We start from the raw sequence: 20,357 nt of genomic DNA on the forward strand, positions 1-20,357 counted from the left end.
TCTGACCAATGCGGTCATACCGAGGAACTCCCCATGTGCAACTGCGCATCTGAAGTTGAAGCCAAAGCAAAGGAAAAGATCGCCACGCAGCTGCCTGACGGCGCCCAGTCTCTCACCGTTGAGCTTCAGGGTATGGCGATGATTCTCGGCAAGACACTGGAGACCAAGAACAAGCTCAACCTGCACGTTGAGTACCAGGCCTCCAAGCGCGGGGGTGGCTTCAAGACCGTCAAGCAAGATCTGTCCATGATCGGCAGCTACTGCATGTTCTGCGGTGAGAAGTACCCGGAGGTCGCATGAGCGGCTGGATAAAGTGCAGCGACAGGCTGCCCGAGCTGCCGAAGGGCGGCGGTAAGGCCTGGGTAATCGCCTACACACCAGCACGCAAAGCACAGAGCGCTTTCAACGGCGCCCGCTTCCTCTACTGGAAAGGCATCGACTGGCGTTACAGCGATGGCTCACGTTTCGAGCACCGCGTTACGCACTGGCAGCCACATCTCAGTCCACCCACCGAGTAACCCACCACCTGGAGGCGACCATGGCCGTCACAGTCGAGACAGCCGCTGTCTTCCGTGGCGGCGGTCGTCGCTGGTTCACCCTGCGCGCTGCATGCGCAGCTGAGGCAAGGGCCCTGCTCAAGCAGCACTGCCAGTGCGACCACTTCGAAGATGGGCAGGGCCATCACTGCGACCTGCCCTGCAACCTTCACCACCCTGACCGATACCCGCGAATCATGAAGCGCCTGACGGATGGCCTCATGCGGCGCTATCGAGCATCCCAACCGTAACTGGAGGCGACCATGGGCGCACTTCGAGCAGCACAATGGCGGTATGACCATGCTGAGCCTGAAGATGACTCAGCGCGTCAAGAAGCGATCCAGGCTTGGATCGAAGACAAGGCTGAGCAGTTGGTCCACGGTGCTGACGTCTTGGTCCGCCAGCGCTTTGGCCCACCGGTTGGTATCCGGCAAGACCAGTTCGTTGCCAAGGTCGCCGAGCACCTCAGGGCGCTGCAGGAGGCCGAGCAAGACGACCTCAATGCCCTGGCCCTCCTCCTGCTTCAAGCGGAAACAGGCGGCGCCGTGAAGAACATGGTCGGGGAAGTCGTCGGCCAGAGCGATCACAGCCGCGGCAAGCTCTACGAAATCGCCGAGTCGATGCTTGAGCAGTATGCACAGGCCGGGGTTGAGGCGGATGCAGAGGATGCCGCGCTATGAGCCCTCACGTCCTGCTCGACAACGAGCTCGATGCTATGGCGCATCCCAGCACAGACCTGAGCTGGAGCGTCATGGTCCAGAAGCTCCTCACCGAAATGCTGACTGATGAGCGAATCACCATCGAAGAGTTCAACCACTACTGCAAGCGCCTGAACGCGATCATCGCTGGGCGCAGGGAGGTAGCATGAGCACACCACTGATTCAGTCGCTGATTGACGAGCAAGTAGCCGAGCTGCCATCTAGCCAATGCCTGCCGCCTGGCCGTGTTTTGATGCTGTTCAAGGGGCCGACCTTTGCCGCGGCAGTGCATGAGGCTGAGCTTGCCAGCATCGAGAACCCAGCCGCCTGGAAGTGCCGGGCCTGCATTTGCGGAGAGTGGACGGTGGGTTACGAGGTGCGCCAGCAATGGACATGATCTGCGACCGCTGCGGCAAGACCGGAATCCACTGGATTGGACCGCTCAGCAACCTCACCCACACCGAATGCCCGCACTGCGGCGGCCAAAACTGCCAGCGCGAAGATCAGCCAGAAAATGACGAGCCAGAAGTCGCAACATGCGGCTGCGGAGCGGCTGGCGAGGTGAACTACGACGACGGCAACGAGCAGCGCTACTACTGCTACAGCTCCCTGTCGATGTGCTCGCCATGACCGCCTACCAGCGCGCCAAGCGCATCGCCTACTGGCGCGGATCCGCCCTCACCCTTCTCGCCTGCACTGCCTTCATGCTCGCCATCTCACTGGCCGGCTCCATCACTCAGTAACCCTTCATCAGCGCCCACCGCAGGGATGGCGCGGGAGATACGTATGGCCGCACAAACGCAGCTGATCACCATCGACCACATCAGCGAAGAAACCGCCCCAGTCGTCTATGTCCAGAACGGCCTCAAGCCGTTTCTGCAAATGATCAAGGATGAGGTCTGCGGCGAGGTTCCAGACCTCACCACACGCAAGGGTCGAGAACGCATCGCTAGCCTGGCAGCGACAGTGAGCAAGAGAAAGGCGGCTGTCGAGAAGCCGGGGCGTGACTATCTCCGCAAGATCAAAGAACTGCCAAAGGTTATTGAGGCAGAACTGCGAGAGTTCGTGAAAGAGGCAGACGCTTTGCGCGACCAGGTACGTCAGCCGCTGAACGACTGGCAGGCAGCCGAGGATGCTCGGGTAGACGGACACAACAACGCCATTGCCCACCTGAAGCTCCACGCCGAAGCGCTGGAAGGCATTACCGCCGAAGATCTGGCTGATCGCATCGCCAAGGTTGAGACCGTCGCCCTGGGCGAACAGTGGCAAGAGTTTGAAGCCGAAGCTGCCCGGGCCAAGGACGATTCGTTGAAGCTGCTGCGCGCCGCCCTCGCCGCCCGCCAGCAGTACGAAGCGGAACAGGCCGAACTGGCCCGCCTGCGCGCCGAGACTGAAGCCCGCGAGCAGAAAGAGCGCGAAGAGCGCATCGCTCGGGAAGCCGCCGAGCGCGCCCGGATTGAAGCCGAGCAGAAGGCTCAGGCCGAGCGCGAAGCCACCCAGCGCCGCGAGCTCGAAGCCAAGGCCGCCGCCGACCGCCGCGAGCTGGAGTTGAAACTGCAGGCCGAGCAAGCCGAACGCGCCAGGGCCCAGGCTGAAGCCGATCGGGTCGCGGTTGAGCAGCGCGCCGAGCAAGAGCGCCAGGCCGCCGCCCGCCGCGCCGAAGAGGCTGCCGAGCAAGCCCGCCTGGACGAGCGCCGCCGCGCCGATGCAGCCGCCGCCGAGATCCTCCGTCAGCAGCAGGCCCGGGAAGCCGACAAGGCCCACAAATCCAAGGTCATGGGCGCCGCGAAAGAGGCCTTGATGTCGATGAACATCACCGAGGAACTGGCCAAGGCCATTGTGCTCAAGATCGCCCGCGGCGAAGTCCCGAACATCACCATCAACTTCTGAGGCCCCACCATGACCAGTCCAATCGTCGTGCCGGAGCAGCGCCGCCAGGTTGCCGCTGCAGCACCTGCCGACAGCAGCATCCTGGCTGTCATCAGCCGCGTAGCCTCCGACCCGTCCTGCGATATGGACAAGTTTGAGCGCCTGATGGTGATGCATGAACGCATGCAGGCCCGGGACGCCGAAACACAGTTCAACGCGGCCATGGCCGCAATGCAGAGCGACATCCCCAGTATTGCGGAGCGCGGCGCCATCGTTGTGAACGGGCAGAAGCGCAGCGACTACGCCACCTTCGAAGACATCAACGACGTGATCAAGCCGATCATGCAAACCCACGGCTTTGCCATCACCTTCAAAGTCGAGAACACGCCGGGCGGCATGAGCGTCACCGGGATCCTGATGCATCGGGCCGGGCATCGCGAGAGTACCTCCATGTTGCTGCCCCTCGACACCAGTGGCAGCAAGAACGCAGTCCAGGCGGTCGGTTCGTCGGTCAGCTACGGAAAACGCTATGTCATGAGCGCTCTACTCAACCTCACCACTCGCGGTGAAGACGATGACGGCCATGCGGCCGTGCCAACGGCCAATGTGACCACCATTCAGGCGGCAGGAATTAACGCGCTGCTGGAGCGCTGCACGGAAAAAACTCGCGATTGGTTCATCGGCGAATACGGCTCTGCCGAGGTTGTGCCGAAGGGGGCGCATGATCGCCTGGTAGCTCAGTTGAACAAGGCCATCAAGGCCTCGGAGGCTGCAAATGCGGATAGTCACTGACATCGAGCAAGGCACGCCGGAGTGGCTGGCCCTGCGCCTGGGCATCATCACCTGCTCGGAGCTGGATTGCCTGCTGGTAAGCGGTAAGGGCGAAGCAGGCTTCGGCGTGGCCGCCTTCACCTACATGGACCAGCTGATCGGCGAGCGCATCACTGAAGAGGCCGCCGAGATCCCTTTCCAGACCAAAGCAACGATACGTGGCCATGAGCTTGAGGGTGTCGCGCGCGGGCTCTACGAGGACCGCGAAAGCCTCAAGACTCGCTCAGTTGGGATCATCCTGAACCACGGCATCGGCTACTCGCCTGACGCGCTAGTCGGCAACGACGGCCTCACCGAGATCAAGACCAAGCTGCCCAAGTTTCAGGTCGGCGTAATTTTGGCCGGCGATGTTCCAAAGGAGCACGTCGCCCAGTGCCAAGGCGGCCTGTGGGTGTCGGAGCGCGAGTGGCTGGACTTCATCAGCTACTGGCCGGGCATGCCGCTCTTCGTCAAGCGCGTGTACCGCGACGAAGCCATGATCCGCAAGCTCACCGAACGGGTAAAGACCTTCTACGAAATCCTCGACGAGCGCATGAACAAGGTGCTCGGCCTGGCCGCATAACCAAGGAATCACGATGCCTACTCTTACTGAAATCGGCCGCCTGGGCCGCGACGCTGAACTGCGCTACACCTCCGGAGGCGATGCCGTTTGCAGTCTGGCCCTGGCTTGCGAATACGGCCGCAAAGGCCAAGATGGCAAGCGCCCCACTCAGTGGGTCGACGCCACGCTCTGGGGCAAGCAGGCCGAAGCCATGGCGCCCTACCTGCTCAAGGGCCAGCAACTGCACTTCACCATCGACGACGCCCACGTCGAGACCTACACCAAGGCCGATCACTCCCAGGGAGTGAAGCTCACCGGCCGCGTGATCATCATCAAGTTCGCCGGCAGCCCGCCGCAGCAGGTGCAGCAAGGAAGCCAGCAGCAACAGCCTCGGCCCCAGCAGCAGCGCCAGCAGAGCCGTCCGCAGGCGCAACAGCAGAACCAGCAAGGCGCCCCGGGGCCCGACTACGACAGCTTCGACGACGACATCCCCTTCGCCCCGCTGCATCACCTGGCCGGGGCGTAACCATGATCGCCACAATCGCCCAGCCCATCCCCGCCGCTAAGTACGCGGCGGCCATGGCCGCGTCCACTGGTCGGCCCTGGGGCGTGTATCGCGGAAACAAGCGTCTACTAGTGGTCATGCCCTCTGGCTCTACGAACAAGAAGCCAATTGAGGTGTGCCACCCATGAGACGCATCCAGAAGATCACCCAGCAGCGCCGCCGGCAGCTGCATGTTCACTTGCCGCCCAGCGGTTTAAAGGAGGCGTCATATGGCGATGGACCAGGCCGAGCGCGACCGGCGCAGGCGCGAGAAGTCCGCGAAGGTGCAGGAAGAAGATCTGCGCTTGAAGGTTCGACCAGGAACTAAGCAGGCCCTTCTGGATCTGATGGCCTGGGCCGGGATCGAGGAACAGGGCGAGGCGATGACGCTGATGATTCATCACATCGAAGCGCTCGGGCATCACGCACTGTTCATGATCGCGCGCCACGAAATCGAGGCTCATCGAACTGTAGCGCGGACTGAGCCGCTGAGGCTGTCAGCCAGGAAGCGAACCGGCCAGCACCTGCGAGCCATTTGCGGCTGGGCTGACGCCACATACAGCCAGATGATCGAGGCGCTGATCCACGGCATCCACGCCCTGGGCAGGCTGCACGCGGCGAAGTTTCTCACCCCGCCGCGGCACGAGATCAGCATATCGCCAAGCTTGGCCCTGGCCTTTGACCGGAAGAGCATGCTGATGATTCAGCAGGATCCCGGCGACGAGATTACAGCCCCTTACGATTTTCGGCGCTGAACCACTGTTGAAGGCTTTTCGCTAGCTCAGCAACTCGGCCCACATCTTCTGCAGTGAGTGTTGCGGCTTTAGCGGCAATCTGCCCTTGCCCTGGGGCAACGACAACGCCTGAAGGATCAAGAAACAAATCAAGCTCTGCAACCCAAGCGTCCGCAGGTGCACTCAGCTTGTCTCGGGAAATGCTTGAAAGTCCTTCGTTGCACTCAAGCAATGCAGCCTCGACAGCTTTTTCTCTGCCGATCTCATTCCATGCGTCAAGAGTGTCCACCGCAGTAGCGAAACACTGCGCCGCCCTGAAAAATCCCATAAAGCCTCCAATGCCTATTGTGTGCGACCGCACATCAAACAACATCCAATCCTAAATTGCCACCATGCCGCATCCGGCCACGGAGGGCGGCGCATGCATGGAGAAAGCCATGGATAAGGACACAAAGATCCTCATCACCGAGATCCCGGGCGAATGGACAGAGCGAACCCGCTCCGGCCACACGAACATATGGAACGGTAAAAATCACGACCGACCGCACCGGAACGGCCTGCCGGAAGTGAGGCTTGAGCCGCCAGAAAAGGGGCTGTACGCCGAGCGTATCGACGGCGCCTGGTACTGGATATCAGGCTGCAACAAATGTAACGGCGAGGTAGGCAAGTGGAGCTACATCGTCTGCGACGCGCACAACGTCTGCAGCTGTTGCGGAACCCACCGCTCTCAGTTGACAGATATCCCTTGGGGTACGCGAGATGGGTTCAACTGCAAGCCTTGCCAGGAGCGTCTCGACGCTGCTGCCAAAGCAGAGGCCCTGGCCAAGTTCGCCGAAGCGGAATACGACGACTCGGACTTCGAGTATCAGGACGAGTGCAAATGTCCGCACTGCGCCTCGGCCATCCACATCGAAACCGAGCACTACGGCGACAAAACCATGACCTGCGAAGTATGCGATGGCCAGTTCGAGCTGACCCTCAACTACGAGGTCACCTTTAGCACCAAGGTCATCGGTGAGCGAGTCTCAGCCTGACCCTCCGGCGCTGCCCGCCTGCAATCAGTCGCAAACGGGCAGCGATGAAACTTTCCGTCAGCCTTTCTTACCGGACGGGGCATTACCTCGGTCACCACCCGAGACTTTTCCTGTAGTACTTGGCCAGTTACCACCTGGCCCTGGGTGACTTGAAGGTCCGCGCGAAGAACTGCCAGAACCTTTGCCGGAGCCGCCAGAACTACCAGAACCTTTACCGCCGCTACCTTTGGACATGTTGACCTCCTTGGAATATGGGAACTGCCCTTCAAGGGTAGATTATTCGCCATATACACCAAGTCCGCCTGTCCGCTAACACCACTCCCACTTCAACGAATCACGCCACCCCGGCGAGGAACGCCTATGTCTCCGTACCGCCTGCGCGGCAAGACTGTCCTGAGCTTTTCAGGCGGCCGCACCAGTGCCTACATGCTGCGCCAGGTGCTCGACCACAACGACGACCTGAGCGCCTTGCTCGTACTTTTCGCCAACACCGGCAAGGAACACCCCGCCACCTTGGAATTCGTCCGCGAGTGCGCAGAGCGCTGGGCTGTACCGATCACTTGGCTGGAGTATCGCGACGATGAGCAGGGCTTTGCCGTGGTGGACTTCGACACCTGCAGCCGGGATGGAGAGCCGTTCGAGGCGGTCATCCGCAAGCGCAAGTATCTGCCCAACCCGGTGACCAGGTTCTGCACTGTCGAGCTGAAAATCAGGACCATGCACCGCTACCTGAAGTCGATTGGCTGGACCAACGATGAAGGTGAGTGGGATCAGATGGTCGGCATCCGGGCAGACGAGCAGCGCCGGGTGTCGAAGATCCGCAAGCGCGGCACCAGTACAGAAACGCCCAAAGAGCACATGCTCATGCCGCTGGCTGATGCCGGCGTCTCAGTCCACCAGCTAGGTGCCTTTTGGGCCGCCCAGCCATTCGACTTGATGCTGTCCACCGTCAACGGCCGGACGCTGGAGGGCAACTGCGACCTGTGCTTCCTTAAGCCGCTGAACCAGGTCTATTCGATCATCGCCAGCGACCGCAGCCGCGGTGACTGGTGGGCACGCCAGGAGCGATCGACCGAATCAACCGGCCAGTTCGCCGGAGACGGGGCGCGCTTCCGCAAGGACCGGCCCAGCTACCAGCAGATGATGGATTACGCCGAGATTCAGTTCGACCTGTTCGCTGAGGCCGACGAAGCTATCGACTGCTTCTGTGGGGACTGAATATTAATCGTGGTGCCACGGCTCATTTTCGATATACCGGATGTTGTCTTGAACTTCGTCGCTAAAGCGTTCAAGGCGCTCCATGGCTTCCTCTTCCTCGTCCCCATAAGACTCCCAATCTTTAAGTCGCCCACAGAGCGCCAGCGAAAACTGAGCAGCCACCTGCATATCCATGAGTGCACTTAAGTGATTGGCATCAAGCTCATTTATGTCGATACTCTTTAAAGCCTCAAGATGGCTAGGCCACTTTAAGGAGTATCCACCTTTAATATAAGGCCCGAATGCCTTAGAAGGCTCTGAACCATAATTAGCTTCCTGAACAGCTTTTTTCAGCCGCCGTATATCATCCAAATGCTTATATGCTAAGAGCAACATAATTGATTTGAATCTATTTTTCCGTCTAAGTTCATCAGCCGCTACGCTCTCTCGCTGCAATGTCGCCTGCCGATTACTGATTGCAAAAGCCCCTAGAATTGCAGCTATTGAGCCAAATGCCTGGACCCAGCTGGCAATATCAGAGCTTTTGAGATCGTAAATTCTGATCGTCAACCAAGCCAGATAAAGCAACGCAAGACACCACACAGCGTTCGGCACCGAGCACCATGGTTTGAACAAGCTTTTCCCATAATCGTTGAGCATATCCCCCTCCTTTTCGGTCGCGAATGATACGCGGCGAGGTATCCCCATGCCCACAGAAAACCGATCCAGCAACACCGAACAGATGGTCAGCGTGCCGATGGGCGCGCTGGAGAAATGCCTACGTGATGCAAACCTGGTGCGCTTCACATGCGACAAACACGTACTGCTTTTGCAGGATCTGGTTTCCCAGCCAGCCGCACAGCACCACGCCGAGGTCGCTACCGCCATTTGTCGCGGCTGCTTTACCGAGCAACCTAAAGGGGTTCCGTGTCAGACCTGCGCCGAAGTTGAGGCGAAGCGATCCGCCCAGCACCAAGGCGAGCCGGTGGGTTGGACCTACGAAGACGGGAAGGAATACACCGCCTGCCAAGATCACGCGCATGACCTTAGGGCGGAAGGCATCGAGCTGGCTCCCGTCTACCGCCACCCGCCAACCTCCGACGGCTTCAGCGCCGGTGACATAGCCGACCAGGGTGCCAAGGCCTTCGCTGCGCGTGATCCGGAAGTTGAAGAGTTGCGCGCCAAGCTGGCCGAGCGGGAGAACCAGTGCGCCAATCTCCGGGCCACCATCAACGCGGTGCGGACTGTGTTTGAGGACAATGTGGATGTAGTTGAATACATCGATGCTTTGACGACCGCCAGCGCAGAGCCGAGCGCGCCGGTTGAGCGCGGCCCATGGCAGCCGATCACAGCGCCAGGCCAGATCAAGGAAGGCGACTGGCTCAGCTTCACGGTAGCCGGCGGTTTCATCTGCGCGCAGGCCCGGCTGATCATCAACCCAGGTACGCCGCGCGAAGAGATCGTCTACAACCGGCAGAAGAACCACTACTTCGTGACCTCGATGGCCATCGACGGTACCAGCACCCACAAGGGCGTGCTCGTGGCCAAGGCTCAAGTTTGACCCAAGGAGTACATTTGTACTCCGCCCCCTCTCCCCTCTATTGAACAGCCGCTATATGGCGGCAAGGACGAAGTCATGCCTGAAGAAGTCAAACTGATCCAGCGATCGCCGGTAGTGCGCGATGAAAACGGAATGTTCCAGCACCCCGACCTGCCTGACTTCGATGAAGGCGATGGCGACAAGTGCAAGGCCTGGATCGCTGAGCAAGGCTTGCAGGTCACCATGGTCAGCCTGGAGTACGCCGACGAAGCGGTAGCTAACCGGTACTTTGAAAGTCATGACCCGGATTGCAGCTATTGGGAGCCAGAACGGCCGTTCGGTGGCGACTGGTTTTGTCTGGCCATCCACGACACCGACGACGGCCCTGTGTGTTGGTGGGCGCGCCGCGAGGTGACGCCATGATCCTCCTACCAATCGCTGCCCCGCTCTACATGGCCTGGCTCATCTGGAGGGGGCCGAGGCCGTGAGCGCTGCAGCCAAGGTTCTCGACCCCTGCAGCGCCAGCCGCATGATGTGGTTCGACAAGGAAGACCAGCGCGCCCTGTTCGGAGACATCCGGGACGAAGAGCACCCGCTCTGCGATGGGCGGGTGCTGAAGGTCGAGCCGGATGTGCTCATGGACTTCCGGCAGTTGCCGTTCGAGGCCTCGACCTTCCGCCTGGTGGTGTTCGACCCTCCACACCTGACCCACGCCGGCGTCGACAGCTGGATGCGGGCCAAGTACGGGGTGCTCACATCCGACTGGCGAGAAGACATCCGCCAAGGCTTCGCCGAATGCTTCAGGGTGCTGGAGCCCGAAGGCATCCTTATCTTCAAGTGGAACGAAACCCAGGTACTGGTGAGCGAGCTGCTTGCCCTGACCGACGAAAAGCCTCTGTTTGGCCACAAGTCCGGCAAGCGCGAAAAGACTCATTGGATCACATTCATGAAGCGCCGCGCCTAACCCCTCCCCCTACAACAACTCAAGCCTGCCGGTAGGCGGGCGAGGATGGCCTATGTCCGAAATCAGCCTTTACCACGGCGACTGCCTGGAGGTAATGAAGTCGATCCCCAGTGCCAGCGTGGACCTGGTGCTGGCTGACCTCCCTTACGGCACCACCCAGTGCGCTTGGGATGTGATCATTCCATTTGACCCGCTGTGGGAGCAGTACTTGAGGATCGCCAAGCCGGAGGCAGCCATCGTGCTCTGCGCGGCCCAGCCGTTCGCATCGATGGTCGTCGCCAGTAACCCTGCCGACTACCGCTACGAATGGATCTGGGAGAAAGGCAACGCCACCGGCTTCCTCAACGCCAAGAAGCAGCCACTGCGCGCCCACGAAAGCGCCCAGGTCTTCTACCGGCGCCAGCCCGTGTACAACCCGCAGATGACCAGCGGCCACGAGCGACGAACGGCGAAGCGCAAGACAGTCAACTCAGAGTGCTACGGCAAGGCACTTTCGCTCACCGAGTACGACTCAACAGAGCGGTACCCAAGATCGGTGCAGTTCTTCTCGAGCGACAAGCAAACGGCGAACTATCACCCCACCCAGAAGCCTGTCAGCTGGATGCGGTTTCTGGTCGCCACCTACACCAACCCGGGTCAAGTGGTGCTCGACAACACAATGGGCAGCGGCACAACCGGTGTCGCATGCATTCAGCTTGGCCGGCAGTTCATCGGCATCGAGCAAGACCAGGACCATTTCGGTACCGCGCAACAGCGCATGTCTGACGCCATCACCGTCCGAGACACCCCGGTACCGCAGATCGATCTTTTCGAAGCGATCGCCTAACCCCCTCCCCACCTCTGCCGCCATGCGCGGCGTGGAGACCTGCATGACCCTGCGGCTGATCTCGGTCACCCAGGCGGCCGAGATGCTGGGCATCGGTCGCTCAACCGCCTATCGCCTTGCGAAGGACGGAAAGATCCCTTGCGTGCGTGGCTTCGGCCCGCTGCGCGTTCACTATCAAAAGCTCGTTGAGATGATCGAGGCCGGCATCCCTGCTACCCTCGCCGCCGCGGGCGTCGTATCCGAGGAGAGGATATGCCGTACAAAAGAGGCGAAACTTGGTGGATTAGCTACACCGCGTCAGACGGAACGTACGTTAGACGCTCTTCTGGCACCAAGGACTATGCCGCAGCCAAGGCTCTAGAGCAGGAGCAGCGGAGCCAGGCGTGGCGTGAAAAGGAGATGGGCTTCGACCGGCAGCGCACGTTCGAGGAAGTGATGATCGAGTACCTGGGCCAGGCCGCCCAGACGCAGCGTAGCTTCGACACCACGCAACATCGGGTGAAGGCGCTGCGCGAGTTCTTCGCCGGGCGGATCATGAACGACCTGTCCGGCAAGGAAATTCGGGAGTACTCATCGCTCCGAGCGAAAGCCGGGAAGTCGCCGGCCACTATTAATAGAGAGCTGGCGGCATTGTCGGCGGCAATCAACTGGTGTGCTGTCGAGCTGGAATGGAAGATCCCCAACCCTGTGAAGGGCCGGACGCTACGCGAAGCCGAAAGCCGGGTGCGCTGGATTACCCGGGCTGAGGTTGACTCGCTGTGCCGGTCGGCGCGTACGCAACGATTTGGTGATCTGCTGGAAGACTTCATCCGGCTGGCTGTGAACACGGGGTGCAGGAAGGAAGAGATGATCGGGCTGGAGTGGCGCCGCGTCGACCTGGTGAACCGGTTGGTCTACCTGGAGGGCGAGCACACGAAGGCGGGGAAGCGTCGAAGCATTCCGCTGAATGAAGGGGCGCTGTCGGCGCTGAAGGGAAGAATGGCGTTTCGGGCGGAATATTGCCCGGGCTCACCCTGGGTTTTCTCGCGCAGGAGCGGAGAAAAGGTGATCGATCTATCGGATGGATTCGAGAAGGCTTGCAAGAAGGCGAGCATCAAGGACTTCCGCATACACGATTTGAGACACACGTGTGCGGCCTGGCTGGTGAGTGCCGGGGTGCCGTTGATCGAAGTGAGGGATTTGTTGGGACATTCTACGGTGCAGATGACCGAGAAATATGCGCATCTCGCACCGGCCAGGGTGCGAGATGCGGTCAGTGTGCTCGACAAGCCAATGTCACAATCTCGCTACACTGAAACTCCAGCGGGTCGAGCGGAGGTTGCTCTAAAGCTGGTAACTACTTGATTTACAAGGTGGTGCGGACGAAGAGACTCGAACTCTTACAGCTTGCGCCGCTGGAACCTAAATCCAGTGTGTCTACCAATTTCACCACGTCCGCGTGAAGCTTTTAAAGCAAAGGCGCCAGATTTTCATCAGGCGCCTTTCTGGAATATGGGGTGGACGATGGGGATCGAACCCACGACAACAGGAGTCACAATCCTGTGCTCTACCAACTGAGCTACGCCCACCATATTGCATTTACCGCTTTACTTGTGCCTAAGCTGCCTATTGGCGCACCCGGCAGGACTCGAACCTGCGACCATCCGCTTAGAAGGCGGATGCTCTATCCAGCTGAGCTACGGGCGCATATTTAATCTGCTTTCTGTTACGATTACAAATTAACTTTTAGCCGTACCGAACAAGCTACCAAATCCGCTCATTCTGCCTGACCTTGCTAACCAGTGCTAGGCTCTGCCCGACAAGTGCGACGAATGTTATAGACGAGTGGTTAGGTCGTCAACTCTTTTTTGAAAAAAATTCATTTTATTTAAGGGCTTAGGGGAATTGCCGGACCAAGCGCCTTTGCCCTCGGGCCCCTTCATGCGAGAATGCGCGCTCTTTTTATTCCCTCTCGATGGTTAATCACGCGTCATGACTGCACACCTTATCGACGGCAAGGCGATCGCCGCCAGCCTGCGCCAGCAGATCGCCCAACGTGTCGTGGAGCGTCGCCAGCAAGGCCTGCGTACGCCTGGCCTGGCGGTGATCCTGGTCGGCACCGACCCCGCCTCTCAAGTCTATGTCTCGCACAAGCGTAAAGATTGTGAAGAGGTCGGCTTTATCTCCCAGGCGTTCGACCTGCCCAGCGAGACCTCCCAGCAAGCGCTGACCGACCTGATCGATCGCCTCAATGATGACGCGAACATCGACGGTATCCTGCTGCAGCTGCCATTGCCTGCCCACCTGGATGCTTCGCTGCTGCTCGAGCGTATCCGTCCAGATAAAGACGTCGATGGTTTCCATCCTTATAACGTCGGCCGCCTGGCCCAGCGGATCCCGCTGCTGCGTCCATGCACCCCCAAAGGCATCATGACCTTGCTCGAAAGCACCGGTCAGGACCTGTACGGCATGAATGCCGTTGTCGTCGGCGCCTCGAACATCGTCGGTCGCCCGATGGCCATGGAGCTGCTGCTGGCCGGCTGCACCGTGACCGTTACCCACCGCTTCACCAAAGACCTGGCCGGCCATGTCGGCCGCGCCGACCTGGTGGTGGTTGCCGCTGGCAAGCCGGGCCTGGTCAAGGGTGAGTGGATCAAGGAAGGCGCCATTGTCATCGACGTCGGCATCAACCGTCAGGACGATGGCAAGCTGGTGGGCGATGTGGTCTACGAGACCGCCCTGCCCCGCGCCGGCTGGATCACGCCGGTGCCGGGTGGCGTCGGGCCGATGACCCGGGCCTGCCTGCTGGAGAACACTTTGTATGCAGCGGAAGAACTGCATAAGTAAGGTGTGGAGCGGGTAGTGAAAAAACGGCATCTGTGAAGATGCCGTTTTTTTGTGCCCGCAATGGCTTATTTGCGTGCCGCATCCCAGGACTTGAGCAGTTCGCTGTAGCTGACGGTCTCGCCTTTTGGCTTCTCGTTGGCGAGTTTGGACTTGGGCGCGCCCGGCTGGTCAAACCAGTACTGGGCATCCCGCTCCGGGTTCAGCTTGGGCGCACAGGTGGCCTGGGCCTTGGAGCGCTCGAGCCGTTCGAGGATTTTGTCCTGGTCGCGGGCCAGGCCATCCAGGGCTTGTTGCGGGGTCTTTTCACCGCTGGCCGCTTCGGCGATATGACTCCACCACAACTGGGCCAGGCGTGGGTAATCCGGCACGTTGGTGCCAGTGGGCGTCCATTGCACCCGCGCCGGGCTGCGATAGAACTCCACCAGCCCACCGAGCTTAGGCGCCAGGTCAGTCATGGCCTGGGAGTTGATGTCCGACTCGCGGATCGGCGTCAGGCCGACGATGGTTTTCTTCAGCGACACGGTCTTGGAGGTCACGAACTGAGCATACAGCCAGGCCGCCAGGCGCTGCTTCTCCGGCGTCGACTTGAGGAAGGTCCAGGAACCGGCATCCTGGTAACCAAGTTTCATCCCCTCCTCCCAATACGGCCCCTTGGGTGACGGCGCCATGCGCCATTTCGGTGTGCCGTCGGCGTTCATCACCGGCAGGCCAGGCTTGGTCATGTCGGCGGTAAAGGCGGTGTACCAGAATATCTGTTGAGCGATGTTGCCCTGGGACGGTACCGGCCCGGATTCCGAAAAGGTCATGCCCTGGGCTTCCGGTGGCGCGTAGGCACGCATCCAATCGACGTATTTCTGGGTCGCATACACCGCCGCCGGGCCATTGGTGTCGCCGCCGCGGGTGACGCTGGAGCCGACCGGGTGGCAGTCCTCCACACGAATGCCCCACTCATCCACAGGCAAGCCATTGGGCAGCCCCTTGTCGCCACCACCGGCCATGGAGAACCAGGCATCAGTGAAGCGCCAGCCCAGCGACGGGTCTTTCTTGCCGTAGTCCATGTGCCCGTAGACACGCTTGCCGTCGATCTCTTTCACGTCTTCGCTGAAGAACTTGGCGATGTCTTCATAGGCTGACCAGTTCACCGGCACGCCGAGTTCATAGCCGTACTTTTCCTTGAACCTGGCCTTGAGGTCCGGGCGATCGAACCAGTCGGCACGGAACCAGTAGAGGTTGGCGAACTGCTGGTCCGGCAACTGGTAGATCTTGCCATCAGGCGCGGTGGTGAACGAGATGCCGATAAAGTCCTTCAGGTCCAGCGTTGGCGAGGTGTAGTCCTTGCCTTCGTTGGCCATAAGGTCAGTGATGGACTCGGTCTTGCCATAGCGAAAATGCGTGCCGATCAAGTCCGAGTCGTTGACCCAGCCGTCATAGATGTTCTTGTCCGACTGCATCTGGGTCTGCAGTTTTTCCACCACGTCGCCTTCCTGCAGCAGGTCGTGGGTCAACTTGATGCCGGTGATTTCGCTGAAGGCTTTGGCCAACACCTTTGATTCATATTCATGGGTGGCAATGGTTTCCGACACCACGTTGATTTTCATGCCGCGAAACGGCTCGGACGCCTTGATGAACCACTTGAGCTCCTCAAGCTGTTGCTCCGGGGTCAGGGTCGAAGGCTTGAACTCGCTGCCGATCCATTTCTTTGCTGCATCTTCATAGGCGTCTGCCCAGGCGCTGGCGTTGAAGCTGCCCAGTACGAGCAATGCAGCCAGGGTCAAATGTCGCCGGTTCTTGTTGTTGTCGAACATCGTGATCTCCCGATTGTGTATTCCCACGGAGCCTGGCCGAACCTGTCCGGTCAGCCCCAACGCATCACCACCAACAGCCACACCAGTGACAGCAGCGAGGCCACCCAGATATTCCAGTCGCCGCCCCCGATCACCAGCAGGTGCAGGTAAGCGCTGACCAGGAGGCCGATGAACAACCGATCGCCACGGGTGGTGGCAATCGGCAGGAAACCCCGGCGTTCCACGCAGGGCTTGCGCAACTCGAGCAGGGTCATGCCCAGCAGCAAACAGCCGATCGCGCTAAAAAACAGCGCCGTCGGCAAGGTCCAGGCCATCCACTCCATCGCACGCCTCCTCAGACCCGGCCCAGGGCAAAGCCCTTGGCCACGTGGTTGCGGACAAACCAGATCACCAGCATGCCCGGCAGAATCGTCAACACCCCGGCCGCCGCCAGCACGCCCCAGTCGATACCCGAGGCCGACACCGTGCGGGTCATCACCGCCGCGATCGGCTTGGCGTTCACCGAAGTCAGCGTGCGCGCCAGCAGCAGCTCGACCCAGGAAAACATGAAGCAGAAAAACGCCGTCACGCCGATGCCCGAGCCAATCAGCGGCACGAAGATCTTCACGAAAAAGCGTGGAAAGCTGTAGCCGTCGATATAGGCGGTCTCGTCGATTTCCTTCGGCACGCCAGACATGAAGCCTTCAAGGATCCACACCGCCAGTGGCACGTTGAACAGGCAGTGGGCCAGGGCCACCGCAATGTGGGTATCGAACAGGCCGATGGAGGAATACAGCTGAAAGAACGGCAGCAAGAACACCGCCGGCGGAGCCATGCGGTTGGTCAGGAGCCAGAAGAACAAGTGCTTGTCACCGAGAAAGCGGTAGCGCGAAAAGGCATAGGCCGCCGGCAAAGCCACGCCCAGCGATATCACCGTGTTCAGGCACACGTAGTAGAGCGAATTGATGTAGCCGCTGTACCAGCTCGGGTCAGTGAAAATGACCCGATAGTTGTCGAGGGTAAACGCCTGCGGCCACAAGGTCAGGCCGCCGAGAATCTCGGTGTTGCTTTTGAACGACATGTTCAGCAGCCAGTAGATCGGCACCAGCAGGAACAGGATGTACAGCAACAAGGGCAGCGTCTTGCGCGGGTTCATGCGGGCCGCCTCCTAGTCGTTGTCGGCATGGGTCATGGCGGTGTAGAACAGCCACGACACCAGCAGGATGATCAGGAAGTACACCAGCGAGAATGCCGCCGCCGGCCCCAGGTCGAACTGCCCCACCGCCATTTGCGTGAGGGTCTGGCTAAGGAAGGTGGTGGCATTGCCCGGCCCGCCACCGGTGAGCACGAACGGCTCGGTGTAGATCATGAAGCTGTCCATGAAGCGCAGCATCACCGCGATCAGCAGCACGTTCTTCATCTTCGGCAACTGGATATGCCGGAACACCGCCCAGGCCGAGGCGCGGTCGATGCGCGCCGCCTGGTAGTACACATCCGGGATCGCCCGCAGCCCCGAGTAGCACAGTAGCGCCACTAGCGAGGTCCAGTGCCATACGTCCATCACCAGCACCGTCACCCAGGCGTCCATGGTATTGGCCGCGTAGTTGTAGTTGATCCCCAGCTGGTTGAGCGAGGCACCCAGCAAACCGATGTCGGCACGGCCAAAGATCTGCCAGATTGTGCCCACCACGTTCCACGGAATCAGTAACGGAATGGCCATGACGATCAGGCACAGCGACGACCAACGCCCCTTGGTCGGCATGGTCAACGCGATGGCGATCCCCAGCGGAATCTCGATCAGTAGCACACAACCCGAGTAGATGAACTGGCGCAGCAACGAGTCGTGCAGGCGCGGGTCCTGCAGCACCTGGCGGTACCAGTCGGCGCCGACAAAGTAGCGACTGGACTGATCGAAGATGTCCTGCACCGAGTAATTGACCACCGTCATCATCGGCACCACAGCGCTGAACGCCACCAGCAGGAACACCGGCAGCACCAGCCACCAGGCCTTGTTGTTGGGTACCTTGTTCATGGCATGGCCTCCACCAGCACATCGTTGGCATAGAGCATCAGCCACTGGGATGGAAAACTGATCCAGGCATGCCCCTCCGGCACTGCGCGGTCTTCACCCAGGCGTACCTTCAGCGCCACACCCTCAAGCTTCAGGGTCAGGATCCGGTAGGTGCCCAAGTCTTCGATATCCACTACGCGAGCCTTGAAGGCATCATCGAAGGGGGCCTCCCGCACCTGGACGAACTCCGGGCGGATACCGACCTGCAAGCGTGCAGTGGGCAGCTGTTCCAGGCGCTCGCGCAGCGATGCCGGCAAGGGCAGCACCACGGCACCAAAGCGCACGCCGCCCGCCGCGACCTGCACCTCGATCAGGTTCATGCCCGGGCTTCCGATGAAGTAGCCGACGAAGGTATGGCGCGGCCGCTCGAAAAGTTCGCGCGGGGTGCCGAACTGAACGATCTGGCCGCCATACATCACCGCGATCTTGTCCGCGAAGGTCGAGGCCTCCAACTGGTCGTGGGTGACGTAGATCATGGTGATGTTGAACTGCTCGTGGATCTGCTTGAGCTTGCGTCGCAGCTTCCACTTCAGGTGCGGGTCGATCACTGTCAGCGGCTCATCGAAGAGGATTGCCGAGACGTCGTCACGCACCAGGCCGCGCCCCATCGAGACTTTCTGCTTTTCGTCGGCAGTGAGGTTGCGAGCTTTTCTTTTCAGTGCCGGGCCCAGGTCCAGCACTTCGGCGATTTCCGCCACCTTGCTGCGCACCCGCGCCTCATCCATGCCCTGGTTGCGCAGCGGAAAGGCCAGATTGTCGAACACGGTCATGGTGTCGTACACCACCGGGAACTGGAATACCTGGGCAATGTTGCGCGCCTGGGGCGAGAGGTCATTGACCACCTTGCCATCGAACAGTACCTGGCCCTGCAACGGGCTGAGCAGGCCGGAAATGATATTGAGCAAGGTCGACTTGCCGCAGCCCGAAGGCCCGAGCAAGGCGTAGGCACCGCCCTGCTCCCACACGTGTTCCAGCTCACGCAAGGCGTAGTCGTCAGCGCTACCGGGTGTGCGGCTGTAGCTGTGGGCCAGGTGCTGCAAGCGGATCTCGGCCATCAGACACCCCTTGCTTCACGGACGCCCGGCGCCTGCACCAGCTTGCCCACGCTGTCGAACACGAACAATTTATGCGTGGGAATGAACACCCGGATCGACGCATCGACGTTGTACTCATGCACGCCGGGCAAGTGCAGGATGATGCGAAAGTGCTCGTTGCGCACATGCAGGAAGGTTTCCGAACCGCTGATTTCTGCCAATTCCACCAGCACCGCCAGCTCCAGGTCGTCGTCGTTGGAAGGCACCAGGCTGATATGGCTGGGGCGCACACCAAAGCGGTATTCGCCGTCGCCGATACGGCGCAGGTCAGCGTTCATCGCAAAATGCACGGCACCGGCGAAACTCACTTCGTTGCCATTGATGCGCCCGGGAATCAGGTTGATCGGCGGCTCGGAAAACAGCTCCGCCGCCAACACCGTGCGCGGCTGGTGATAGACCTTTGCGGTGGGGCCGCTCTGCACGATGCGTCCCTCATGCAGAACGGTGGTGGTGCCACCCAGGGCCAGCGCCTCATTGGGTTCGGTGGTGGCGTACACGGCAATGCAGTGACGCTGGGCAAACAGCGCGCGCATCTCCTGACGCAGCTCTTCGCGCAACTTGTAGTCCAGGTTCACCAAGGGCTCGTCGAACAGGATCAGCTCGGCATCCTTGACCAGCGCCCGAGCCATGGCCGTGCGCTGTTGCTGCCCGCCCGACAGCTCCAGGGGCATACGCGTGAGAAACGGCTCGATACGCAGCATCTGCGCGGTCTGGTACACCTTGTGGCGAATCTCTTCGTCGCTCACCCGTGCCTGGCGCAACGGCGAGGCAATGTTTTCGAACACGCTCAGGGTCGGGTAATTGATGAACTGCTGGTAGACCATCGAGACATTGCGCTGGCGCACCGGCTGGCCCGTGACATCCACCCCGTTCATCAGCACCCGGCCGTGGTCGGGACGATCGAGCCCGGCCATCAGGCGCATCAGGCTGGTCTTGCCCGACAACGTGCGACCGAGCAGAACATTGAACGAGCCCGGCTCAAAACTGAGGCTGGCATCGACAATCCACGGCTGGTTATCGACGGTGCGGCTGACATGTTCCAGCGTTAGCGACATGGGCGGCCCTGGTTGTTGTTATCAGACAGGCATTGGCCACAAAGCCAGATCCGTGCCAGTACCGGGCGCTTCAGCTAAGCCATTGTCAACGCGGTATTTTTCCGGGAACCCCGGCCAATGCCTGTTCGCCGTTGAACACGATTGAACAGCAAGCGTTGAACACTTGAACAACCCACGCATTGACAATGAACAGGACTGAACAACACTGGATCA

The 20,357-nt window shown here is 60.4% G+C and carries 29 protein-coding genes and 3 tRNA genes; 21 read left to right on the plus strand and 11 right to left on the minus strand.

What is annotated here, in order from left to right; all coding sequences use genetic code 11:
- Positions 1-33: 33 nt before the first annotated feature.
- The 12 genes from ABVN19_RS14235 (at position 34) to ABVN19_RS14290 (ending at position 5,774) form a co-directional block, all read left to right on the plus strand.
- The gene (locus tag ABVN19_RS14235) at positions 34-300 is read left to right on the plus strand and encodes a hypothetical protein (RefSeq protein WP_105641524.1); all 267 of its coding nucleotides are present in this window, start codon (positions 34-36) and stop codon (positions 298-300) included.
- Positions 297-518 (plus strand): DUF551 domain-containing protein, encoded by a 222-nt coding sequence (locus ABVN19_RS14240; RefSeq protein WP_105641525.1) that lies wholly within the window; start codon positions 297-299, stop codon positions 516-518. Before ABVN19_RS14235 ends, ABVN19_RS14240 begins: the two co-directional genes overlap by 4 nt.
- 20 nt (positions 519-538) lie before the next feature.
- A complete protein-coding gene (locus tag ABVN19_RS14245; protein ID WP_105641526.1) occupies positions 539-787 on the plus strand; it encodes a hypothetical protein in 249 nt (82 codons plus the stop codon).
- A gap of 12 nt (positions 788-799) precedes the next feature.
- Positions 800-1,216 (plus strand): hypothetical protein, encoded by a 417-nt coding sequence (locus ABVN19_RS14250; RefSeq protein ID WP_105641527.1) that lies wholly within the window; start codon positions 800-802, stop codon positions 1,214-1,216.
- Positions 1,213-1,404 carry a hypothetical protein gene (locus ABVN19_RS14255; RefSeq protein ID WP_105641528.1) on the plus strand — a complete coding sequence of 64 codons (192 nt, stop codon included), beginning with the start codon at positions 1,213-1,215 and terminating at the stop codon, positions 1,402-1,404. Before ABVN19_RS14250 ends, ABVN19_RS14255 begins: the two co-directional genes overlap by 4 nt.
- A complete protein-coding gene (locus ABVN19_RS14260; protein ID WP_105641529.1) occupies positions 1,401-1,631 on the plus strand; it encodes a hypothetical protein in 231 nt (76 codons plus the stop codon). The genes ABVN19_RS14255 and ABVN19_RS14260 overlap by 4 nt, the downstream gene beginning before the upstream one ends.
- Complete coding sequence (locus ABVN19_RS14265; protein WP_105641530.1) at positions 1,622-1,864, plus strand: hypothetical protein; 243 nt, start codon at positions 1,622-1,624, stop codon at positions 1,862-1,864. Before ABVN19_RS14260 ends, ABVN19_RS14265 begins: the two co-directional genes overlap by 10 nt.
- Positions 1,865-2,020: 156 nt before the next feature.
- Positions 2,021-3,124, plus strand: a complete 1,104-nt coding sequence (locus ABVN19_RS14270; protein WP_105641531.1) for a hypothetical protein — start codon at positions 2,021-2,023, stop codon at positions 3,122-3,124.
- A 9-nt stretch (positions 3,125-3,133) separates the two neighbouring features.
- Positions 3,134-3,895, plus strand: a complete 762-nt coding sequence (locus tag ABVN19_RS14275; protein ID WP_105641532.1) for an ERF family protein — start codon at positions 3,134-3,136, stop codon at positions 3,893-3,895.
- Positions 3,879-4,496 carry a lambda exonuclease family protein gene (locus tag ABVN19_RS14280; protein ID WP_105641533.1) on the plus strand — a complete coding sequence of 206 codons (618 nt, stop codon included), beginning with the start codon at positions 3,879-3,881 and terminating at the stop codon, positions 4,494-4,496. Before ABVN19_RS14275 ends, ABVN19_RS14280 begins: the two co-directional genes overlap by 17 nt.
- A 13-nt stretch (positions 4,497-4,509) precedes the next feature.
- The gene (locus ABVN19_RS14285; RefSeq protein WP_105641534.1) at positions 4,510-5,001 is read left to right on the plus strand and encodes a single-stranded DNA-binding protein; all 492 of its coding nucleotides are present in this window, start codon (positions 4,510-4,512) and stop codon (positions 4,999-5,001) included.
- Between the two features lie 248 nt (positions 5,002-5,249).
- On the plus strand, positions 5,250-5,774 hold the full coding sequence (locus ABVN19_RS14290; RefSeq protein ID WP_105641535.1) for a hypothetical protein: 525 nt from the start codon (positions 5,250-5,252) through the stop codon (positions 5,772-5,774).
- Here the strand turns inward: ABVN19_RS14290 and ABVN19_RS14295 are convergent.
- Positions 5,746-6,126 (minus strand): hypothetical protein, encoded by a 381-nt coding sequence (locus ABVN19_RS14295; RefSeq protein WP_146117316.1) that lies wholly within the window; start codon positions 6,124-6,126, stop codon positions 5,746-5,748. The two genes, ABVN19_RS14290 and ABVN19_RS14295, sit on opposite strands and share 29 nt — an antisense overlap.
- 64 nt (positions 6,127-6,190) lie before the next feature.
- Between ABVN19_RS14295 and ABVN19_RS14300 the strand changes: the two genes are divergently transcribed.
- Both ABVN19_RS14300 and ABVN19_RS14305 read left to right on the plus strand, forming a co-directional pair.
- The gene (locus ABVN19_RS14300; protein WP_105641536.1) at positions 6,191-6,787 is read left to right on the plus strand and encodes a hypothetical protein; all 597 of its coding nucleotides are present in this window, start codon (positions 6,191-6,193) and stop codon (positions 6,785-6,787) included.
- Between the two features lie 360 nt (positions 6,788-7,147).
- A complete protein-coding gene (locus ABVN19_RS14305) occupies positions 7,148-8,005 on the plus strand; it encodes a phosphoadenosine phosphosulfate reductase family protein (protein ID WP_105641537.1) in 858 nt (285 codons plus the stop codon).
- A 3-nt stretch (positions 8,006-8,008) separates the two neighbouring features.
- Here ABVN19_RS14305 and ABVN19_RS14310 read toward each other — a convergent pair whose 3' ends face one another.
- Entirely contained in the window at positions 8,009-8,644 is a 636-nt protein-coding gene (locus ABVN19_RS14310) for a hypothetical protein (RefSeq protein ID WP_105641538.1), read from the minus strand.
- Positions 8,645-8,690: 46 nt separating this feature from the next.
- On the opposite strand from ABVN19_RS14310, the gene ABVN19_RS14315 reads away from it, so the two are divergent.
- From ABVN19_RS14315 to ABVN19_RS14340, 6 genes are all read left to right on the plus strand, one after another.
- Entirely contained in the window at positions 8,691-9,545 is an 855-nt protein-coding gene (locus ABVN19_RS14315) for a hypothetical protein (RefSeq protein ID WP_105641539.1), read from the plus strand.
- 75 nt (positions 9,546-9,620) lie between these two features.
- Positions 9,621-9,947 (plus strand): hypothetical protein, encoded by a 327-nt coding sequence (locus ABVN19_RS14320; RefSeq protein ID WP_028941773.1) that lies wholly within the window; start codon positions 9,621-9,623, stop codon positions 9,945-9,947.
- Between the two features lie 61 nt (positions 9,948-10,008).
- Positions 10,009-10,488: a class I SAM-dependent methyltransferase gene (locus tag ABVN19_RS14325; protein WP_105641540.1), complete on the plus strand. Its 480-nt coding sequence runs from the start codon at positions 10,009-10,011 to the stop codon at positions 10,486-10,488.
- 52 nt (positions 10,489-10,540) lie between these two features.
- Positions 10,541-11,314 carry a site-specific DNA-methyltransferase gene (locus tag ABVN19_RS14330; protein ID WP_105641541.1) on the plus strand — a complete coding sequence of 258 codons (774 nt, stop codon included), beginning with the start codon at positions 10,541-10,543 and terminating at the stop codon, positions 11,312-11,314.
- A gap of 43 nt (positions 11,315-11,357) precedes the next feature.
- Positions 11,358-11,675: a helix-turn-helix domain-containing protein gene (locus ABVN19_RS14335; RefSeq protein WP_158259223.1), complete on the plus strand. Its 318-nt coding sequence runs from the start codon at positions 11,358-11,360 to the stop codon at positions 11,673-11,675.
- 38 nt (positions 11,676-11,713) lie between these two features.
- Positions 11,714-12,658, plus strand: a complete 945-nt coding sequence (locus ABVN19_RS14340; RefSeq protein ID WP_256585795.1) for a site-specific integrase — start codon at positions 11,714-11,716, stop codon at positions 12,656-12,658.
- Positions 12,659-12,667: 9 nt separating this feature from the next.
- On the opposite strand, the gene ABVN19_RS14345 is transcribed toward ABVN19_RS14340, so the two are convergent.
- From ABVN19_RS14345 to ABVN19_RS14355, 3 genes are all read right to left on the minus strand, one after another.
- Positions 12,668-12,752, minus strand: a tRNA-Leu gene (locus tag ABVN19_RS14345).
- Positions 12,753-12,806: 54 nt separating this feature from the next.
- A tRNA-His gene (locus ABVN19_RS14350) sits at positions 12,807-12,882 on the minus strand.
- 41 nt (positions 12,883-12,923) lie between these two features.
- Positions 12,924-13,000 (minus strand) — tRNA-Arg (locus ABVN19_RS14355).
- 285 nt (positions 13,001-13,285) lie between these two features.
- On the opposite strand from ABVN19_RS14355, the gene folD reads away from it, so the two are divergent.
- Positions 13,286-14,140, plus strand: coding sequence for a bifunctional methylenetetrahydrofolate dehydrogenase/methenyltetrahydrofolate cyclohydrolase FolD (folD, locus tag ABVN19_RS14360; protein ID WP_028945313.1), 855 nt, complete (start codon positions 13,286-13,288; stop codon positions 14,138-14,140).
- A gap of 65 nt (positions 14,141-14,205) precedes the next feature.
- Here folD and ABVN19_RS14365 read toward each other — a convergent pair whose 3' ends face one another.
- Genes ABVN19_RS14365 through ABVN19_RS14390 form a run of 6 tightly spaced genes read right to left on the minus strand, consistent with a single transcriptional unit; the run spans position 14,206 to position 20,144 of the window.
- The gene (locus ABVN19_RS14365) at positions 14,206-15,945 is read right to left on the minus strand and encodes an ABC transporter substrate-binding protein (RefSeq protein WP_028945314.1); all 1,740 of its coding nucleotides are present in this window, start codon (positions 15,943-15,945) and stop codon (positions 14,206-14,208) included.
- 50 nt (positions 15,946-15,995) lie between these two features.
- Positions 15,996-16,268 carry a DUF2160 family membrane protein gene (locus ABVN19_RS14370; protein ID WP_028945315.1) on the minus strand — a complete coding sequence of 91 codons (273 nt, stop codon included), beginning with the start codon at positions 16,266-16,268 and terminating at the stop codon, positions 15,996-15,998.
- Between the two features lie 11 nt (positions 16,269-16,279).
- Positions 16,280-17,080 (minus strand): carbohydrate ABC transporter permease, encoded by an 801-nt coding sequence (locus ABVN19_RS14375; RefSeq protein WP_028945316.1) that lies wholly within the window; start codon positions 17,078-17,080, stop codon positions 16,280-16,282.
- A 12-nt stretch (positions 17,081-17,092) separates the two neighbouring features.
- Positions 17,093-17,956 (minus strand): sugar ABC transporter permease, encoded by an 864-nt coding sequence (locus tag ABVN19_RS14380; RefSeq protein WP_028945317.1) that lies wholly within the window; start codon positions 17,954-17,956, stop codon positions 17,093-17,095.
- Complete coding sequence (locus tag ABVN19_RS14385) at positions 17,953-19,050, minus strand: ABC transporter ATP-binding protein (RefSeq protein WP_105641544.1); 1,098 nt, start codon at positions 19,048-19,050, stop codon at positions 17,953-17,955. Before ABVN19_RS14385 ends, ABVN19_RS14380 begins: the two co-directional genes overlap by 4 nt.
- The gene (locus ABVN19_RS14390) at positions 19,050-20,144 is read right to left on the minus strand and encodes an ABC transporter ATP-binding protein (protein ID WP_028945319.1); all 1,095 of its coding nucleotides are present in this window, start codon (positions 20,142-20,144) and stop codon (positions 19,050-19,052) included. Before ABVN19_RS14390 ends, ABVN19_RS14385 begins: the two co-directional genes overlap by 1 nt.
- Positions 20,145-20,357 lie beyond the last annotated feature (213 nt).

The sequence above is a fragment of the Pseudomonas vranovensis genome (genome assembly GCF_040438935.1).
GTDB lineage: Bacteria > Pseudomonadota > Gammaproteobacteria > Pseudomonadales > Pseudomonadaceae > Aquipseudomonas > Aquipseudomonas vranovensis.

Bases quoted from the DNA above. Each gene is read 5' to 3' on its own strand.
- ABVN19_RS14235 (WP_105641524.1), top strand. From the start codon at position 34: ATGTGCAACTGCGCATCTGAAGTTGAAGCCAAAGCAAAGGAAAAGATC.
- ABVN19_RS14240 (WP_105641525.1), top strand. From the start codon at position 297: ATGAGCGGCTGGATAAAGTGCAGCGACAGGCTGCCCGAGCTGCCGAAG.
- ABVN19_RS14245 (WP_105641526.1), top strand. From the start codon at position 539: ATGGCCGTCACAGTCGAGACAGCCGCTGTCTTCCGTGGCGGCGGTCGT.
- ABVN19_RS14250 (WP_105641527.1), top strand. From the start codon at position 800: ATGGGCGCACTTCGAGCAGCACAATGGCGGTATGACCATGCTGAGCCT.
- ABVN19_RS14255 (WP_105641528.1), top strand. From the start codon at position 1,213: ATGAGCCCTCACGTCCTGCTCGACAACGAGCTCGATGCTATGGCGCAT.
- ABVN19_RS14260 (WP_105641529.1), top strand. From the start codon at position 1,401: ATGAGCACACCACTGATTCAGTCGCTGATTGACGAGCAAGTAGCCGAG.
- ABVN19_RS14265 (WP_105641530.1), top strand. From the start codon at position 1,622: ATGGACATGATCTGCGACCGCTGCGGCAAGACCGGAATCCACTGGATT.
- ABVN19_RS14270 (WP_105641531.1), top strand. From the start codon at position 2,021: ATGGCCGCACAAACGCAGCTGATCACCATCGACCACATCAGCGAAGAA.
- ABVN19_RS14275 (WP_105641532.1), top strand. From the start codon at position 3,134: ATGACCAGTCCAATCGTCGTGCCGGAGCAGCGCCGCCAGGTTGCCGCT.
- ABVN19_RS14280 (WP_105641533.1), top strand. From the start codon at position 3,879: ATGCGGATAGTCACTGACATCGAGCAAGGCACGCCGGAGTGGCTGGCC.
- ABVN19_RS14285 (WP_105641534.1), top strand. From the start codon at position 4,510: ATGCCTACTCTTACTGAAATCGGCCGCCTGGGCCGCGACGCTGAACTG.
- ABVN19_RS14290 (WP_105641535.1), top strand. From the start codon at position 5,250: ATGGCGATGGACCAGGCCGAGCGCGACCGGCGCAGGCGCGAGAAGTCC.
- ABVN19_RS14295 (WP_146117316.1), bottom strand. From the start codon at position 6,126: ATGTTGTTTGATGTGCGGTCGCACACAATAGGCATTGGAGGCTTTATG.
- ABVN19_RS14300 (WP_105641536.1), top strand. From the start codon at position 6,191: ATGGATAAGGACACAAAGATCCTCATCACCGAGATCCCGGGCGAATGG.
- ABVN19_RS14305 (WP_105641537.1), top strand. From the start codon at position 7,148: ATGTCTCCGTACCGCCTGCGCGGCAAGACTGTCCTGAGCTTTTCAGGC.
- ABVN19_RS14310 (WP_105641538.1), bottom strand. From the start codon at position 8,644: ATGCTCAACGATTATGGGAAAAGCTTGTTCAAACCATGGTGCTCGGTG.
- ABVN19_RS14315 (WP_105641539.1), top strand. From the start codon at position 8,691: ATGCCCACAGAAAACCGATCCAGCAACACCGAACAGATGGTCAGCGTG.
- ABVN19_RS14320 (WP_028941773.1), top strand. From the start codon at position 9,621: ATGCCTGAAGAAGTCAAACTGATCCAGCGATCGCCGGTAGTGCGCGAT.
- ABVN19_RS14330 (WP_105641541.1), top strand. From the start codon at position 10,541: ATGTCCGAAATCAGCCTTTACCACGGCGACTGCCTGGAGGTAATGAAG.
- ABVN19_RS14335 (WP_158259223.1), top strand. From the start codon at position 11,358: ATGACCCTGCGGCTGATCTCGGTCACCCAGGCGGCCGAGATGCTGGGC.
- ABVN19_RS14340 (WP_256585795.1), top strand. From the start codon at position 11,714: ATGGGCTTCGACCGGCAGCGCACGTTCGAGGAAGTGATGATCGAGTAC.
- folD (WP_028945313.1), top strand. From the start codon at position 13,286: ATGACTGCACACCTTATCGACGGCAAGGCGATCGCCGCCAGCCTGCGC.
- ABVN19_RS14365 (WP_028945314.1), bottom strand. From the start codon at position 15,945: ATGTTCGACAACAACAAGAACCGGCGACATTTGACCCTGGCTGCATTG.
- ABVN19_RS14370 (WP_028945315.1), bottom strand. From the start codon at position 16,268: ATGGAGTGGATGGCCTGGACCTTGCCGACGGCGCTGTTTTTTAGCGCG.
- ABVN19_RS14375 (WP_028945316.1), bottom strand. From the start codon at position 17,080: ATGAACCCGCGCAAGACGCTGCCCTTGTTGCTGTACATCCTGTTCCTG.
- ABVN19_RS14380 (WP_028945317.1), bottom strand. From the start codon at position 17,956: ATGAACAAGGTACCCAACAACAAGGCCTGGTGGCTGGTGCTGCCGGTG.
- ABVN19_RS14385 (WP_105641544.1), bottom strand. From the start codon at position 19,050: ATGGCCGAGATCCGCTTGCAGCACCTGGCCCACAGCTACAGCCGCACA.
- ABVN19_RS14390 (WP_028945319.1), bottom strand. From the start codon at position 20,144: ATGTCGCTAACGCTGGAACATGTCAGCCGCACCGTCGATAACCAGCCG.